The organism is Variovorax terrae (assembly GCF_022809125.1).
Classification (GTDB): Bacteria; Pseudomonadota; Gammaproteobacteria; order Burkholderiales; family Burkholderiaceae_C; genus Variovorax_A; species Variovorax_A terrae.
Genome location: NZ_JALGBI010000003.1, coordinates 173,336 through 187,088, shown reverse-complemented (window position 1 = coordinate 187,088; position 13,753 = coordinate 173,336). Strand labels below are relative to the sequence as shown.

Annotated in this window: 13 protein-coding genes; 8 read left to right on the top strand and 5 right to left on the bottom strand. The window is 70.2% G+C overall.

Annotated features, from left to right (window positions below; all coding sequences use genetic code 11):
• Positions 1-10: 10 nt before the first annotated feature.
• From MMF98_RS20250 to MMF98_RS20235, 4 genes are all read left to right on the top strand, one after another.
• Positions 11-1,030 (top strand): dihydrodipicolinate synthase family protein, encoded by a 1,020-nt coding sequence (locus MMF98_RS20250; RefSeq protein WP_243309068.1) that lies wholly within the window; start codon positions 11-13, stop codon positions 1,028-1,030.
• Positions 1,024-2,508, top strand: coding sequence for an NAD-dependent succinate-semialdehyde dehydrogenase (locus tag MMF98_RS20245; RefSeq protein WP_243309066.1), 1,485 nt, complete (start codon positions 1,024-1,026; stop codon positions 2,506-2,508). The genes MMF98_RS20250 and MMF98_RS20245 overlap by 7 nt, the downstream gene beginning before the upstream one ends.
• Positions 2,509-2,553: 45 nt before the next feature.
• Entirely contained in the window at positions 2,554-3,525 is a 972-nt protein-coding gene (locus tag MMF98_RS20240; RefSeq protein WP_243309064.1) for a Bug family tripartite tricarboxylate transporter substrate binding protein, read from the top strand.
• A 130-nt stretch (positions 3,526-3,655) separates the two neighbouring features.
• Positions 3,656-5,761 carry an acetoacetate--CoA ligase gene (locus tag MMF98_RS20235; protein WP_243309062.1) on the top strand — a complete coding sequence of 702 codons (2,106 nt, stop codon included), beginning with the start codon at positions 3,656-3,658 and terminating at the stop codon, positions 5,759-5,761.
• Between the two features lie 24 nt (positions 5,762-5,785).
• Here MMF98_RS20235 and MMF98_RS20230 read toward each other — a convergent pair whose 3' ends face one another.
• Complete coding sequence (locus MMF98_RS20230; RefSeq protein ID WP_243309061.1) at positions 5,786-7,216, bottom strand: aldehyde dehydrogenase family protein; 1,431 nt, start codon at positions 7,214-7,216, stop codon at positions 5,786-5,788.
• Between the two features lie 102 nt (positions 7,217-7,318).
• On the opposite strand from MMF98_RS20230, the gene MMF98_RS20225 reads away from it, so the two are divergent.
• Entirely contained in the window at positions 7,319-8,224 is a 906-nt protein-coding gene (locus MMF98_RS20225) for a LysR family transcriptional regulator (protein WP_243309059.1), read from the top strand.
• A gap of 6 nt (positions 8,225-8,230) precedes the next feature.
• On the opposite strand, the gene MMF98_RS20220 is transcribed toward MMF98_RS20225, so the two are convergent.
• Positions 8,231-8,872 (bottom strand): HD domain-containing protein, encoded by a 642-nt coding sequence (locus tag MMF98_RS20220; protein WP_243309057.1) that lies wholly within the window; start codon positions 8,870-8,872, stop codon positions 8,231-8,233.
• Between the two features lie 126 nt (positions 8,873-8,998).
• Between MMF98_RS20220 and MMF98_RS20215 the strand changes: the two genes are divergently transcribed.
• Positions 8,999-9,982, top strand: coding sequence for a GlxA family transcriptional regulator (locus tag MMF98_RS20215; protein WP_243309055.1), 984 nt, complete (start codon positions 8,999-9,001; stop codon positions 9,980-9,982).
• Positions 9,983-9,992: 10 nt separating this feature from the next.
• Here MMF98_RS20215 and MMF98_RS20210 read toward each other — a convergent pair whose 3' ends face one another.
• From MMF98_RS20210 to MMF98_RS20200, 3 genes are read right to left on the bottom strand one after another with little or no spacing between them, the layout of a single operon-like run.
• Positions 9,993-10,886: a DMT family transporter gene (locus MMF98_RS20210; RefSeq protein ID WP_243309052.1), complete on the bottom strand. Its 894-nt coding sequence runs from the start codon at positions 10,884-10,886 to the stop codon at positions 9,993-9,995.
• 59 nt (positions 10,887-10,945) lie between these two features.
• Positions 10,946-11,365 (bottom strand): MarR family winged helix-turn-helix transcriptional regulator, encoded by a 420-nt coding sequence (locus MMF98_RS20205; protein ID WP_243309050.1) that lies wholly within the window; start codon positions 11,363-11,365, stop codon positions 10,946-10,948.
• Positions 11,362-11,805: a flavin reductase family protein gene (locus MMF98_RS20200; RefSeq protein WP_279343783.1), complete on the bottom strand. Its 444-nt coding sequence runs from the start codon at positions 11,803-11,805 to the stop codon at positions 11,362-11,364. The genes MMF98_RS20205 and MMF98_RS20200 overlap by 4 nt, the downstream gene beginning before the upstream one ends.
• Positions 11,806-11,921: 116 nt before the next feature.
• Here MMF98_RS20200 and MMF98_RS20195 point away from each other — a divergent pair, with 116 nt between their 5' ends.
• Positions 11,922-12,971 carry a 2,5-dihydroxypyridine 5,6-dioxygenase NicX family protein gene (locus MMF98_RS20195; protein ID WP_243309047.1) on the top strand — a complete coding sequence of 350 codons (1,050 nt, stop codon included), beginning with the start codon at positions 11,922-11,924 and terminating at the stop codon, positions 12,969-12,971.
• The gene (locus MMF98_RS20190; RefSeq protein WP_243309045.1) at positions 12,968-13,753 is read left to right on the top strand and encodes an alpha/beta fold hydrolase; all 786 of its coding nucleotides are present in this window, start codon (positions 12,968-12,970) and stop codon (positions 13,751-13,753) included. The genes MMF98_RS20195 and MMF98_RS20190 overlap by 4 nt, the downstream gene beginning before the upstream one ends.

Sequence of the window (13,753 nt, the reverse complement as noted above, 5' to 3'; positions counted from 1 at the left end):
TGGAGTTTCCATGCCTGCCTACAAGAAAAGCGATGCCCGCGCCTGGGCGCGCGAGCAGCTGACCGGCTGTTCCGCCGTCACCATCCCGAGCTACAGCGCCGACCTCAAGCGCCTGAACGAAGCCGGCATCCGCCACGACATCGCGCTGGCGCAGACGCTGGGCTACCGCTACACGCTGCTGTGCTCCGAAGTGGCGATCACGCCCGAGGAGAATGCGCAGTTCACCGCCTGGGCCAGGGACACGGCGGGCGGTCAGCTCGGCCTGTTCTTCCACGCCGCCTGGGGCACGCTGGCCGACAACATCGAGGCCGCGAAGCTGGCCGGGAAGGCTGGCGCCGACATCGTGCTGCTGTCCTACCCGCCCCAGTTCTGGCCCACCAGCGAGCAGCAGATCTACGACTACACTCGCGTCTTCTGCGACGCGACCGATCTGGCCGTGATGCTGTTCCCGATCCCGCTGTGGGGCTTCGAGCGGGTGCATCCAGCGGGCATGTCCGTACCGCTGGTGCGCCGGCTGCTGCAGGACTGCCCCAACATCGTGGCCATCAAGTCCGAGCAGGGCTTCCCGCTGCCCGCGGGCCTGTGCGAGATGTACCACCACTTCCGCGACGAGGTGGTCATCAGCTGCCCGATCGAGGGCGACGCGATCCCGCTCATGAGCGTGATGCAGCTGCAGTTTTCGGGCACCAGCAACACGCAGTGGATGAGCGACTACTACCCGCGCGCCTTCGAGCTGGCGCGCCACGGCCGCTTCGAGGAAGCGATGGCGTTGTACTGGCAGGTCAACCCGGCGCGCAGCGCCAACGGCGCGGCCGCGCAGTCGTATGCCGGTGGCACCGGCGTGCTGAACCGCACGATGTGGAAATACCAGGACTGGCTGGCCGGCTTCAACGGCGGCCCGCTGCGCGCGCCGAGCATGCGCGTGCCGGACCGCTTCATGAAGAGCCTGCGCGCCGGCCTGCAGGCCTCGGGCCTGCCGGTCACGGCGGACCCGGACGCGCAGTTCATGGTGGGGCGCCACCCATGCTGAGCGGGGCCGCCCGGCACCTGCAGGACCCCGGCCTGTGCAAGGCCGGCGCCTGGATCGGCGGCCGCTGGGTGGAGCACGGCCCGCTGGGGCGCTTCAAGGTGGTGGACCCGGCCACCGGCGAGCCGCTGGCCTCGCTGCCGCGCCTGGGCGAGGCCGAGGCGCTGGCGGCCGTGGCCGCGGCCCACGCGGCCTTCGCGTCCTGGCGCGAGCAGACGGCGGGGCACCGGGCCGAGCGGCTGCGCCGCTGGTTCGAGCTGATGACGGTGCACGCCGAAGACCTGGCCCGGCTGATCACGCTGGAAGAGGGCAAGCCGCTGGCCGAGGCGCGTGCCGAAGTGCGCTACGCCGCGTCGTTCGTGCAGTGGTTCGCCGAGGAGGCGCGGCGCACGTATGGCGAGATCGTGCCCGCGCCGGCGGCCGGGCAACGCATCCTCGTCACGCGCGAGCCGGTGGGCGTGGCGGCCGCCATCACGCCCTGGAACTTCCCCGCGGCGATGATCACGCGCAAGGCCGCACCCGCACTGGCGGCCGGCTGCACGATGGTGGTCAAGCCGGCCGAGCAGACGCCGCTGACGGCATTGGCGCTGGCCGAGCTGGCGCACCGCGCCGGCATTCCGCCTGGCGTGTTCAACGTGCTGACCACGCACGCCGACGAGGCGCCGGCCGTCGGCCGGGTGCTGACGCAGGACCCGCGCGTGCGCAAGATCAGCTTCACCGGCTCCACCGCCGTGGGCAAGATCCTGCTGCGCCAGGGCGCCGACGGCGTGAAGAAGGCCTCGATGGAGTTGGGCGGCAACGCGCCCTTCATCGTCTTCGACGACGCGGATCTGGACGCCGCCGTTGCCGGGGCGATGGCCTGCAAGTTCCGCAACACGGGGCAGGCCTGCATCAGCGCCAACCGCTTTCTGGTGCACGAGCGTGTGCACGACGCGTTCGTCGAACGGCTGACCGCGGGCGTGCAGGCGCTGAAGCTGGGGCACGGCCTGGAGGAGGGCGTGCAGCAGGGGCCGCTGATCGACGATGATGCCGTCGCCAAGGTGGCGGCGCATGTGGCCGATGCCGTGGGCCAGGGCGCGCGCGTCCACACCGGCGGGCGCCCGCATGCGCTGGGTGGCCGCTTCTACGAGCCGACGGTGATCAGCGGCGTCACGCCGGCCATGCGCCTTGCCACCGAGGAAACCTTCGGCCCGGTCGCGGCGGTCATGCGCTTTGCCGGCGAGGACGAGGCCGTTGCCCTGGCCAACGATACGCCGTACGGGCTGGCCGCCTACCTCTACAGCCGCGACGCGGCGCGCCTGTGGCGCGTCAGCGCGCGGCTGGAGAGCGGCATGGTCGGGATCAACACCGGCCTGATCTCGAACGAGGTGGCACCGTTCGGCGGCGTCAAGGAAAGCGGGCTCGGGCGCGAAGGCTCGCGCCACGGCATCGAGGACTATCTGGAAATGAAATACCTGTGCTGGGACGGGCTGCAAGGCTAGCGCGCCCGGACCCGGAGACAGACACTGCATCAGGAGACACAGACCATGAACATCGTCAGTACCAAGAAGAAATACCTCATCGCCCTGTGCCTGGGCCTCGCCGCGTGCGGCGTCCAGGCGCAGCCGGGCTACCCCCTCAAGCCGGTGCGCGTGATCGTGCCCTTCCCCGCAGGCGGCGTGACCGACATCGGCGCCCGCGTGGTAACCGAGCGCCTGGGCCAGCTGCTGGGCCAGCCCTTCGTCATCGAGAACCGGCCCGGCGCCGGCACCAAGCTCGGCACCGAGGTGGCAGTCAAGGCGCCCAAGGACGGCTACACGCTGTACCTGAGCAACGCGAGCTACGCCATCCTGCCCGTCGTCGACCCGGCGGCCAGCTACGACCCGGAGAAGGACTTGGTGCCTGTGCGCACCATCGCCACCTACGGCCTGTCCATCGTGGTCAACCCCGCGCTGCCCGTGAAGAGCCTGGGCGAGTTCATCGACTACGCGCGCAAGCACCCCGGCCGCGTCAACTACGGCAGCGCGGGCGCGGGCAGCGGCGTGCACTTCGCGGGCGAGTGGCTCAGGCAGATGACGGGCATTACCATGACCCACATCCCGTACCGCTCCACCTCGCTGGCGGTGCAGGACGTGGCCGGCGGCCGGCTCGACATGACGATGGACGGCGCCGTCAAGCCCTACGTCGATGCGGGCAAGGTGCGGCTGCTGGCCGTGACCGACACGCGCCGCGACCCGCGCTTTCCCGACACGCCCACCGTCGCCGAGGCCGGCCTGCCGGGCTACGAGCAGGTGTCGTGGCTGGGCCTGTTCGCGCCCGTGGGCACGCCGGCCGAGGTGGTGGCGCGGCTGAGCCAGGCCGTGGGCGAGCTGGTGAAGGAGGACGCGGTGCGCCGGCGCCTCGCAGACCTCGGCATGTCGCCCGTGGCGGGCCCCGCCGACGACCTGGCGCGCCGGGTGGGCAGCGACCTGCGCCTGTACCGCCGCATCGCCAAGGAGACCGGGCTCAAGTTCGACTGAGCGCGGGCGGGGCAAGGGGGCGCCGCGCCATGGCGCGGTCCCGGGGGATTGGGAAGGTCCCTATGGTGGGCGGCGGTTTTCCCCTGTAGCGTCGAAAGCAACGACGCAACTCCCGGTCCGATCCCGCGCCATGCCGACTCCTCCGCACATTCCCCAGATCCGCCTCTACCAGGACTGGCTGAAGGCCGAACACGGCCTGCACTTCGACAGCTACGACGCGCTGTGGCGCTGGTCGGTGAGCGACCTCGACGCCTTCTGGCAAAGCATCTGGGACTACTTCAAACTGCAGTCGCCCACGCCGCACAGCGCCGTGCTGGCCGACGAGCGCATGCCGGGCGCGCAGTGGTTTCCCGGCGCGCAGGTGAACTACGCGCGCCAGGTGTTCCGCCATGTGGCGCCGGCGCACGCGGCGGGCTTTGCCGCCCTGATCGGCCGCAACGAGAAGGGGCAGCACAGTGAGCTGTCCTGGCCCGAGCTGCGGCGCCAGGTGGCCTCGCTCGCGCTGCACCTGAAGGCGCAGGGCCTGCAGCCGGGCGACCGTGTGGCGGCCTACCTGCCCAACATTCCCGAGGCCATGGTGGCCTTCCTCGCCTCGGTGAGCTTAGGGTGCGTGTGGAGCATCTGCGCGCCCGACATGGGCACGGCGGCGGTGCTCGACCGCTTCCGCCAGATCGAGCCCAAGGTGCTGATCGCCTGCGACGGCGTGACCTACGGCGGGCGCGATTTCGACCGCACCGGCGTGGTGGCCGAGCTCTGCGCGGCGCTGCCCAGCGTGCAGCACCTGGTGGTGCACGAGAACCTGGGCGTACCGCTCGATGCTCTCGATTCGATAGCAAACAAAGACCATCTGGCGAGGACATTGGCCCGAAATGATGCCGAAACAGCAGCTTTCGAGCCACTCTGGCTGCCGTTCGACCATCCGCTGTGGATCGTCTACTCCAGCGGCACCACCGGCCTGCCCAAGCCCATCGTGCACGGCCATGGCGGCACCCTCGTGGTGGCGCTGGCGCTCAAGGTGCTGCACAACGACGTGGGCTGCAGCTACCACCCCAACTCCTGGGGCGAGCGCTACCACTGGTACAGCTCTACCGGCTGGGTGATGTGGAACGCGCAGATGAGCGGCCTGCTCAACGGCACCACCTGCTGCCTGTTCGACGGCAACCCCGGCGGCCCCAAGGACCGGCCCGACTGGACCACGCTGTGGCGCTTCGGTGCCGAACTCGGCGTCACCTTCTTCGGCGCCGGCGCGGCCTTCTTCGCCAACTGCATGAAGGCCGGCGTGGACCTGGCCGCGCTGCCGGGCCTGAAGACCGTGCGCGCGCTCGGCACCACCGGCTCGCCGCTCAGTGAAGAGGCGCAGCGCTGGGGCACCGAGCAGTTCCGCAGGCTGAGGCCAACCGACGACCATCCGCCGCCGGGCCGCCCCAAGGCGGATGCGGCCCCCTCGGGGGACAGCGACCCACACGCAGTGGGGGAGCGTGGGGGCGACATCTGGTGGTGCAACATCTCGGGCGGCACCGACTTTGCGGGTGCTTTCATCGGCGGCAACCGCGAGCTGCCCCAGGTGCCTGGCGAGATGCAGTGCCGGCTGCTGGGCTGCGCCGTCGAGGCCTGGAACGAGCAGGGCCAGCCCGTGGTCGGCGAGGTGGGCGAGCTGGTGTGCACGCGGCCGATTCCGTCGATGCCGCTGTACTTCTGGGGCGACGAAGGCCACAAACGCTACCTGTCGAGCTACTTCGACATGTACCCCAACGTCTGGCGCCACGGCGACTGGCTCAAGGTCACGTCTGCCGGCGGCTGCATCATCTACGGCCGCAGCGACGCCACCATCAACCGCCACGGCCTGCGCATGGGCACCAGCGAGCTGTACAGCGCGGTGGAGGCCTTGCCCGAGGTGCTGGACAGCCTGGTGGTGGACCTGGAATACCTGGGCCGCGAGAGCTGGATGCCGCTGTTCGTGGTGCTGCGCGAGGGCGCGGTGCTGGACGATGCCCTGCGCGCGCGCCTCAACGGCGCCATCCGCACCGCGCTGTCGCCGCGCTTCGTGCCCGACCAGATCTACCCGGTGGCCGAGATTCCGCGCACGCTCTCGGGCAAGAAGCAGGAGCTGCCGATCAAGAAGCTGCTGCTCGGCCAGCCGCTGGAGAAGGTGGTCAACCAGGACGCCATGGCCAACCCCGGCTGCCTGGGCTGGTACGTGGCGCTGGCGCGCGAGCGGCTGGGCGCGGCGGCCTGAGCCGGCGGGCGCTGCATTTCTGCGTCACGGCGCGGACGGCGCCGCCAGCAGCGTCTTGGGCTCCAGGTAGGCACTGAGTCCCCAGCGGCCCATCTCGCGCCCCAGCCCCGAATGCTTGAAGCCGCCGAACGGCGCGCGCGGCTCATGGGCCAGGGTGTTGATGAGCACGCGGCCCGCGTCGATCTGGCGCGCCACGCGCTCGCAGCGCGCCGGGTCCGCGCCGAGCACCAGGGCGCTCAGGCCGTAGCGCGTGTCGTTGGCGATGGCGACCGCGTCGGCCTCGTCGTCGTAGGCGATGACGGTGAGCACGGGGCCGAAGATCTCTTCGCGCGCAATGCGCATCTGGTTGGTCGCGCGGGTGAAGATCGTGGGCTTCACGAACCAGCCCGTGTCCAGGCCCTGCGGCCGCCCCGCGCCGCCGGCCAGCAGCGTCGCGCCTTCTTCCTGGCCGATGCGGATGTAGCTTTGCACGCGCTCCCATTGCTTCGCGCTCACCATCGGGCCGATGTCGGTGCCGGGCTCGCGCGGGTCGCCGGCCTTGACGTGCGACACCGCCTCCTTCGCCGCCTGCTCGAACTCGGCCAGCCGATGGCGCGGCACCAGGATGCGCGTGCCCGCGATGCAGGCCTGCCCGCTGTTCATGAACCCGGCCTGCAGCACGAGCGGCATGACGGCCGTGAAGTCCGCGTCGTCGAGCACCACCGTGGGCGACTTGCCGCCCAGCTCCAGCGTCACGCGCTTCAGGGTGGCGGCGCCGGCGCTCACCAGGTGCTGGCCCACGGCGGAGGAGCCGGTGAACGAGATCTTGGCGATGTCGGGATGGCGCGCGATCTCCTCGCCCACCACGTCGCCGCGGCCATTGACGATGTTGAACACGCCCGGGGGCAGGCCGGCTGCGTGCAGCGCCTCGGCCACGATCTGCGTCTGCATCGCGCTCATCTCGCTGGGCTTGATGACGGCGGTGCAGCCCGCCGCCAGCGCGGTGGCGAGCTTGTTGCAGATGAAGCCCGCGTTGCTGTTCCACGGGGTGATCAGGCCGGCCACACCGATCGGCGTCAGCATCACCCGCGCGCTGCCGGCCTGCTCCTCGAACGCGAAGGATTGCAGCGCCTCGATGGCCTGGGCGATGACGTCGGCCGGATAGGTCGCCATCCAGCGTCCGCGCACCGACGGCGCGCCGTACTCGGCCACGATGGCCTCCAGCAGGTCGTCCTCGCGCGCGGCGATGGCCTGCTGCATGCGCTGCAGGGCGGCAATGCGTTCCTCGCGCGTCGTGCGCGACCAGGCGGGGAACGCCGCCTTGGCCGCCGCGATGGCGCGCCGCGCGTCCTGCTCGTCGCCCAGGCGCACCTGGCCGATGACCTGTTCGGTGCTCGGGTTGTGCAGGTCGAACCATTCCTGGCCGTGCGGCGTGACGAATTCGCCGTTGATGTAGAGCTGCTCGATGCGTTGCATGTCGATTCCTTTCGTGATGGGATGCACGCAGTCTAGGAATGGATTTCTGTTCTGATAAGCCGTCTAATGGCGGATGGCATATCCCAGAAATCAGGACAATCCATGCACCGCACCGGAATGACCGAGCTCGAAGTGGTTCTGGCCGTCGCGCGCCGGCGCAGCTTTCGCGGCGCGGCGCTGGCGCTCGGCATGTCCACCACGGCCGTGAGCAGCGCCGTGGCCGGGCTGGAGGCGCGCCTGAAGGTGCGCCTGTTCAACCGCTCCACGCGCAGCGTGGCGCTCACCGATGCGGGGCAGCGCTATGTCGAGCGCATCGCGCCGGCGCTGGCCGAAATCCAGAGCGCCGGCGAAGAGGCCGCCACCGGCCCCGGCGTGCCCAGCGGCACGCTGCGCATCAACGCGCCGCAGGGCGCGGCTTTCCTGCTGCTGGAGCCTTTGTTCAGTGAGTACGCGCAGCGCCACCCGCAGGTGCGCATCGACCTCGTGAGCGAGTCGCGCATGATCGACATCGTGGCCGAAGGCTTCGACGCGGGCATCCGTCTCGCCGAGTCCGTGCCGCAGGACATGATCGCGGTGCCGCTCTCGCGCGACATCCGCATGCTCGTGGTGGCCACGCCCGAGTACCTGCAGCGCCACGGCACGCCCCGGCATCCGCGCGACCTGCTCCGGCACCAGAGCATCGGCATGCGCCTGTCGCACGGCGGCATCTACCACTGGGAGCTGGAGCGCAAGGGCCAGAAGCTGCAGATGGACCTGCCCGTGCGCCTGGCGTTCAACGAGTTGCCGGCCATCAGGCAGGCGGTGCTGCTCGGGCTCGGCATCGGCTTCATCTCCGAGTGGTTCATCGAGGAAGAACTGGCCTCCGGTGCGCTGGTGCCGGTGCTGGCCTCGTGGTGCCCATCGTTCGGCGGCCTCAGGCTCTACTACTCGGGCCACCGCTTCGTGCCCGCGCGGTTGCGCGCGCTCATCGACCTGGCGCGCGAGCTGCGCCTGGACGCCGTCGGCTGACCGCGCTCAGCCCGGCCACGGCGAGCGGCGGATCACGCTGCAGAAGTTCATCGGCTGGAACGCCGGGTCCTTGTCGGCCAGCACGTCGGCCTTCACATTGCCGAAGGTGGTCTGCGGCTTGTGCTGGATGCCATCGTGGAAGGCCTGGAGGATGTCTTCCTTGAAGTGCGGGCCGCGCGGGTGCGCGGCCACCACGGCCTCGCGTTCGGCATCGCTGTAGTCGGCGTAGGTCAGCCCCAGCACGTCCATCTCCACGCCCGCGGTCACCAGCGCGATGACGGGGTGCATGAACTCGGGAATGCCCGGCGTGGTGTGCAGCGCGATCGCAGTCCAGACCAGGTCGATGTCCTGCTGCGCGATGCCGTGGCCGTGCAGGAAGTTGCGCGCCGCGTTGGCGCCGTCCACCTCGAAGCGGCAGCACGCGCTGCTGTGCCGGTGCGTCAGGCCCATGTCGTGGAACATGCAGCCGCAGTACAGCAGCTCGGGATCGAACTTGAGCCCGCGCTTCTTGCCGGCCAGGGCGCCGAAGTAGTAGACGCGGCTGGAATGGTGGAACAGCAGCGGCGAGGCCGTGTCGCGAACCAGCTCGGTGATCTCGCGCGCCAGCTGGCTTTGGGGGATGGCGATGCCATCGAGGTCGAGGCTCATGTCGGGGCTCCTTTCAAAGTGATCCGATCGATTCTGGAGATACACTGGCCTGTCTTCAATGGACGTATAACGTCTGTTTCTGCCATTTCACGCGAGATGGCGACACCGGTGGACAGGAGCCATTCCATGACCAAGACCATCGCGATCCTGGCCCTGCCGGGCGTGCAGCTGCTGGACGTGTCGGGGCCGCTGGACGTGTTCGCGCAGGCCAACGCCGAGCTGGGCCGCGAGCTCTACACACTGCGCGTGGTGGGCCGGGATTCCGCGCCGATCCGCAGTTCCTCGGGCGTGCGCCTGGTACCCGACGCCGTGGTGGGCGGGCCGCCCGAGCGCCTGGACACGCTGCTGGTTGCCGGCGCGCCGAACGCTGCAAACACCCTTTTAAACGAGCCGACGGTGCAATGGCTGCGCGCCACGGCCCGGCGCGCCCGGCGCTTTGGTTCGGTCTGCTCCGGCGCGCTGTTCCTGGCCGCTGCCGGCCTGCTTGATGGCCGGCGGGTGACGACCCACTGGGCGGTGGCGAACGATTTGAAGCAGGCCTATCCGCGCATCACGGTGGAAGAGGACGCGCTGCATGTGCGCGACGGCAGGCTGCGCACCTCGGCAGGCGTCACCGCGGGGCTGGACCTGGCGCTATCGCTGGTCGAGGAGGACTGCGGGCGCGAGGTGGCGGCGCGCGTCGCGTCCCAGCTCGTGATGTTCTTCAAGCGTCCCGGCGGGCAGCTGCAGTTCAGCCGCAACGGCCATACCGGCGTGGCCGGGCGCTCCGTGCTGCAGGAGGTGCAGCGCTGGGCCGCGGCCCACCCGGCGCAGAACCTGTCGGTCGATGCGCTGGCCGGGCGTGCCGGCCTCAGCCCCAGGCATTTCGCGCGCCTGTTCCACGCCGAGGTCGGCAGCACGCCCGCGGTATGGGTTGAGAGGATGCGCGTGTCGGCCGCCCGCGCGTTGCTGGAGGCGGGCGCGGAGGCGCCCAAGCAGGTCGCGGCCCGGTGCGGTTTTGCCAACGCCGACACGCTGCGCCGCAGCTTCGTCAGGCACGTGGGCATTTCGCCGGCGATGTACCGGCGGCACCAGGGTGGAACGGGTCGCCAGCAAGAGGCGCAGGACTGAGCCGGCGCGCTCAGGCCTTGCGGTTCACCAGCACGATACCCGCCGCCACGCCGGCCAGCGCCAGCACCAGCTGCAGCGTGAGCGGCTCGCCCAGCACCGCCACGCCCAGCACCAGCGCGAACACCGGCGTGAGGAAGGTGAACGACGACATCTGCGTGGCCGGGTAGTGCCGCAGCATCCACATCCAGGCCAGGTAGCTGGCGAAGGCGCCAATGGCGGTCTGCAGCCCGATCGAGGTCCAGGCCCAGGCCGAGTACGAGAACGACCAGGTTTCGCCCAGCGCCAGCGACAGCAGCGGCGCGGCCGCGGCGGTCACCGCCACCTGGTAGAACAGCGTCTTCTCGGGGCTCACGGTCATCATCTTGCTGCTGCGGATCACCAGCGTGGTCAGGCCCCAGAAGATGCCCGCGGCCAGCGCCAGCGCGTCGCCGCGCACTTGCCGCGCCGTGGTGTGCGAGAAGCCCTCGCTGAAGGCGAAGGCCACGGCCACGAACGCAATCACCAGCCCCACCCACTGCACGCCGCGCAGCCGCTCGGACGGCACGAAGCGCGGCAGCAGCAGCGCCACCACGAACGGCGAGGTGTAGAGGAACACCGTGAGCCGCGAGGCCGTGGTGTCGCGCAGGCCCAGGTAGATGCACGCGAACTCGGCCATGAACAGCAGGCCGGCCAGCAGCCCCGCGGGCAGCGTGCCGTCGCGCTCGAACAGCCGGATGCCGCGCCAGGCGCACCAGCCCAGCAGCAGCACGGTGGCGCCCACGAAGCGCAGCGAGGCCTGCCACAGCGGCGGCACCTCGCCCACGGTGGTCTTGATGAGAATCTGCTGGAAGCCCCAGAACGCGCAGCAGGCCAACAGCAGCGAGACGGCGAGGGCGTCGAGGTGGTTTTTTCTTGTCGGGGTCATGGGCCCCGATGGTAGGGCAGAGCGGCGCCGCGTGCAGCGGGGCGCCCGGCCTCGGCCGCTCAGGCCAGCCGGGCCAGCAGGCGCTTGAGCGCTTCGCGCTCGCCGGCGTCCAGCGCCTGCAGCACATGGGTCTCGTGCTGTCGGGCCTTGCCGACCAGCGGCTTCACCAGCCGCTTGCCTGCCGCGGTGGCCGCCACCAGCGTGCGGCGCTGGTCGGCGGGGTCGGCCTGCAGCGCCACCCAGCCTTGCTCGCCCATGCGCTGCACCAGCTTGGTCACGGTGGGCTGCTTGCTCAGCACCTCGTGCGCGAGCTGGCTCACCGTGAGCGGCGCGCCGTCGTGCAGCGTGACCAGCACGCGCCACTCGATCGAGCTCAGGCCGGCGGCGCGCACCTCGGGCTCGAAGCCTTTGAACAGCGTGTGGTTGGCCTGCCCCAGCAGGTAGCCGAGGTAGCCGTCGACGAAGCGCGGCTCGCTCATAGGGCGTGCTCGGTGAAGAAGCGCCCGCCGTGGAACAGCAGGGGCGATGCGCCGCCGCGGTGCGTGCAGCGCTCCACCTCGCCCACGAAGATCACGTGGTCGCCTTCCTCGTAGCGGCTGCGGTTGTAGCACTCGAAGCTGGCCGCGGCGCCGGCCAGCAGCGGCGCGCCGCCCGCGCCCTCGGCAAAGCCCACGCCGCCCCAGCGGTCGGCGCCCTTGAGCGCAAAGCGCTCGGCCAGGTCCTTCTGGTCGGCCGCGAGGATGTTGATGGCGTAGTGCGAGCCGGTGCTGAAGGCTGGCAGCGAGCCCGCCGCGCGTGCCAGGCTCCACAGCACCAGCGGCGGGTCGAGCGAGACGGAGTTGAACGAGTTGGCCGTGAGGCCCACCAGCTCGCCTTGCGCGGTGCGCGCGGTGACGATGGTCACGCCGGTGGCGAACATGCCCAGCGCCGCGCGGAATTCACGCGCGGAGAATGACGGAGGCTGCGCCTTGCGGGGAGGGTTCACGATGATGAATTACATGAAATTTCATGTATTATGGATTGAACGGAAAAACCATGCTGCAGGAAATCATTGAACCCGCCTGGATCGATGCCTTCGAGGCCGTGCTGCACCGTTGCGCGCTGCAGCCGGGGGACACGGTCGCCATTCTCTGCGAAAGCCAGAGCCGCCCGGTGCTGCCCCAGCTTGCGCGGCTGGCGGCGGCGCGCCTGGGCGCGCAGGCCTTCACGCTGCTGTTGCCCACGGTTTTTGAATCAAATCGGCCGGTGGTCCGCTCCACTGGGTCATCTTGTGCTATCCAAAACATAGCGCCCGTGGTCTCGGCGCTGGCCGGCAGCACGCTGGTGGTGGACTGCACGGTGGAAGGCCTGATGCACGCGCCCGAGCTGCCGGCCATCCTCAAGGGTGGCGCCCGAGTGGTCTACGTGAGCAACGAGCACCCCGAGGCGCTGGCCCGCCTGCTGCCCGGCGACGAGCTGGAGCCGCTGGTCAAGGCCCACGTCAAGCGCCTGCGCGCGGCCCGGGCCATGCGCGTGACCTCGCCCGCTGGCACCGACCTGGCCATCTCGCTGCAGGGCGCGGTGGCGGGCGGCAACTGGGGCTTCACCACCCGGCCCGGCACCATGACGCACTGGCCCGGCGGGCTGGCGCTGGCCTTCCCCGCGGCCGGCAGCGTCAACGGCACCCTGGTGCTGGCCGAGGGCGACGTCAACCTCACATTCAAGCGCTACATCGAGCGGCCCGTCACGCTGACCATCGAGCACGACTACGTGACGAAGATCGAGGGCGCCGGCGTCGATGCCGAGCTGATGCGCAGCTACATCGCGGCCTGGAGCGAGCGTGAAGGCGACCGCGAGGCCTACGCCGTCAGCCACGTCGGCTACGGCCTGAACGCCGCGGCGCGCTGGGACAGCATGGCGCTGTATGACAAGCGCGACTTCAACGGCACCGAGCTGCGCGCCTTTGCCGGCAACTTCCTCTACAGCACCGGCGCCAACGAGGTGGCCGGGCGCCACACGCTGGGGCATTTCGACCTGCCGCTGCGCCACTGCACGGTGCAGCTCGATGGCGTGGCCGTGGTCGAGCAGGGCCGGGTAGTCGCATGAGCACGATGCCCACCTTCAGCACCCTGGGCGCGGGCCCGACGATCCTCATGCTGCACGGCATCGGCGGCGGCAACCTCGCTTTCGCGCCGCAGGTCGAGACCTTCGCCGGCTCGGGCTACCGCGCCGTGGCCTGGGACATGCCAGGCTACGGCCGCAGCGCGCCGATCGAGCCCTACACCTTCAAGGGCCTGGCGCAGAGCTGCATCGCGCTGATCGAAGGCCTGCAGTGCGGCAGCGTGATCCTGCTGGGCCACAGCATGGGCGGCATGGTGGCGCAGGAGGTGGTGGCGCGCCGGCCCGAACTCGTGAACAAGCTGATTCTTTGCGGCACCTCGCCCGCCTTCGGCAAGCCCGATGGGGACTGGCAGCGCCGCTTCGTCGCCGAGCGCACCGCGCCGCTGGATGCGGGCCGCACCATGGCCGAGCTGGCCGAAACGCTGGTGCCGCAGATGATCGGCCCCGGCGCGTTGCCCGAGGGCGTGAAGCTGGCCACGCACTGCATGGCGCAGGTCAGCCCGGCCACCTACCGCCGCGCGCTGGAGGCGCTGGTCAGCTTCGACCGCAAGGCCAACCTGCCCAACATCCACGTGCCCACGTTGCTGGTGGCCGGCGAGCATGACAAGAACGCGCCGCCGGCCGTCATGAAGAAGATGGCCGAGCAGATCGCCGGCAGCAGCTACATCGAGATGAAGGGCATCGGCCACCTGCAGAACCTGGAGGCGCCCGAAGACTTCGACGGCCTGGTGCTCAACTTCCTGGCGTTGCCGCGCGTGCTTCACTGA

Coding starts and splice junctions, on each gene's coding strand:
- MMF98_RS20250 (WP_243309068.1), top strand. CDS start 11: ATGCCTGCCTACAAGAAAAGCGATGCCCGCGCCTGGGCGCGCGAGCAG.
- MMF98_RS20245 (WP_243309066.1), top strand. CDS start 1,024: ATGCTGAGCGGGGCCGCCCGGCACCTGCAGGACCCCGGCCTGTGCAAG.
- MMF98_RS20240 (WP_243309064.1), top strand. CDS start 2,554: ATGAACATCGTCAGTACCAAGAAGAAATACCTCATCGCCCTGTGCCTG.
- MMF98_RS20235 (WP_243309062.1), top strand. CDS start 3,656: ATGCCGACTCCTCCGCACATTCCCCAGATCCGCCTCTACCAGGACTGG.
- MMF98_RS20230 (WP_243309061.1), bottom strand. CDS start 7,216: ATGCAACGCATCGAGCAGCTCTACATCAACGGCGAATTCGTCACGCCG.
- MMF98_RS20225 (WP_243309059.1), top strand. CDS start 7,319: ATGCACCGCACCGGAATGACCGAGCTCGAAGTGGTTCTGGCCGTCGCG.
- MMF98_RS20220 (WP_243309057.1), bottom strand. CDS start 8,872: ATGAGCCTCGACCTCGATGGCATCGCCATCCCCCAAAGCCAGCTGGCG.
- MMF98_RS20215 (WP_243309055.1), top strand. CDS start 8,999: ATGACCAAGACCATCGCGATCCTGGCCCTGCCGGGCGTGCAGCTGCTG.
- MMF98_RS20210 (WP_243309052.1), bottom strand. CDS start 10,886: ATGACCCCGACAAGAAAAAACCACCTCGACGCCCTCGCCGTCTCGCTG.
- MMF98_RS20205 (WP_243309050.1), bottom strand. CDS start 11,365: ATGAGCGAGCCGCGCTTCGTCGACGGCTACCTCGGCTACCTGCTGGGG.
- MMF98_RS20200 (WP_279343783.1), bottom strand. CDS start 11,805: ATGTTCGCCACCGGCGTGACCATCGTCACCGCGCGCACCGCGCAAGGC.
- MMF98_RS20195 (WP_243309047.1), top strand. CDS start 11,922: ATGCTGCAGGAAATCATTGAACCCGCCTGGATCGATGCCTTCGAGGCC.
- MMF98_RS20190 (WP_243309045.1), top strand. CDS start 12,968: ATGAGCACGATGCCCACCTTCAGCACCCTGGGCGCGGGCCCGACGATC.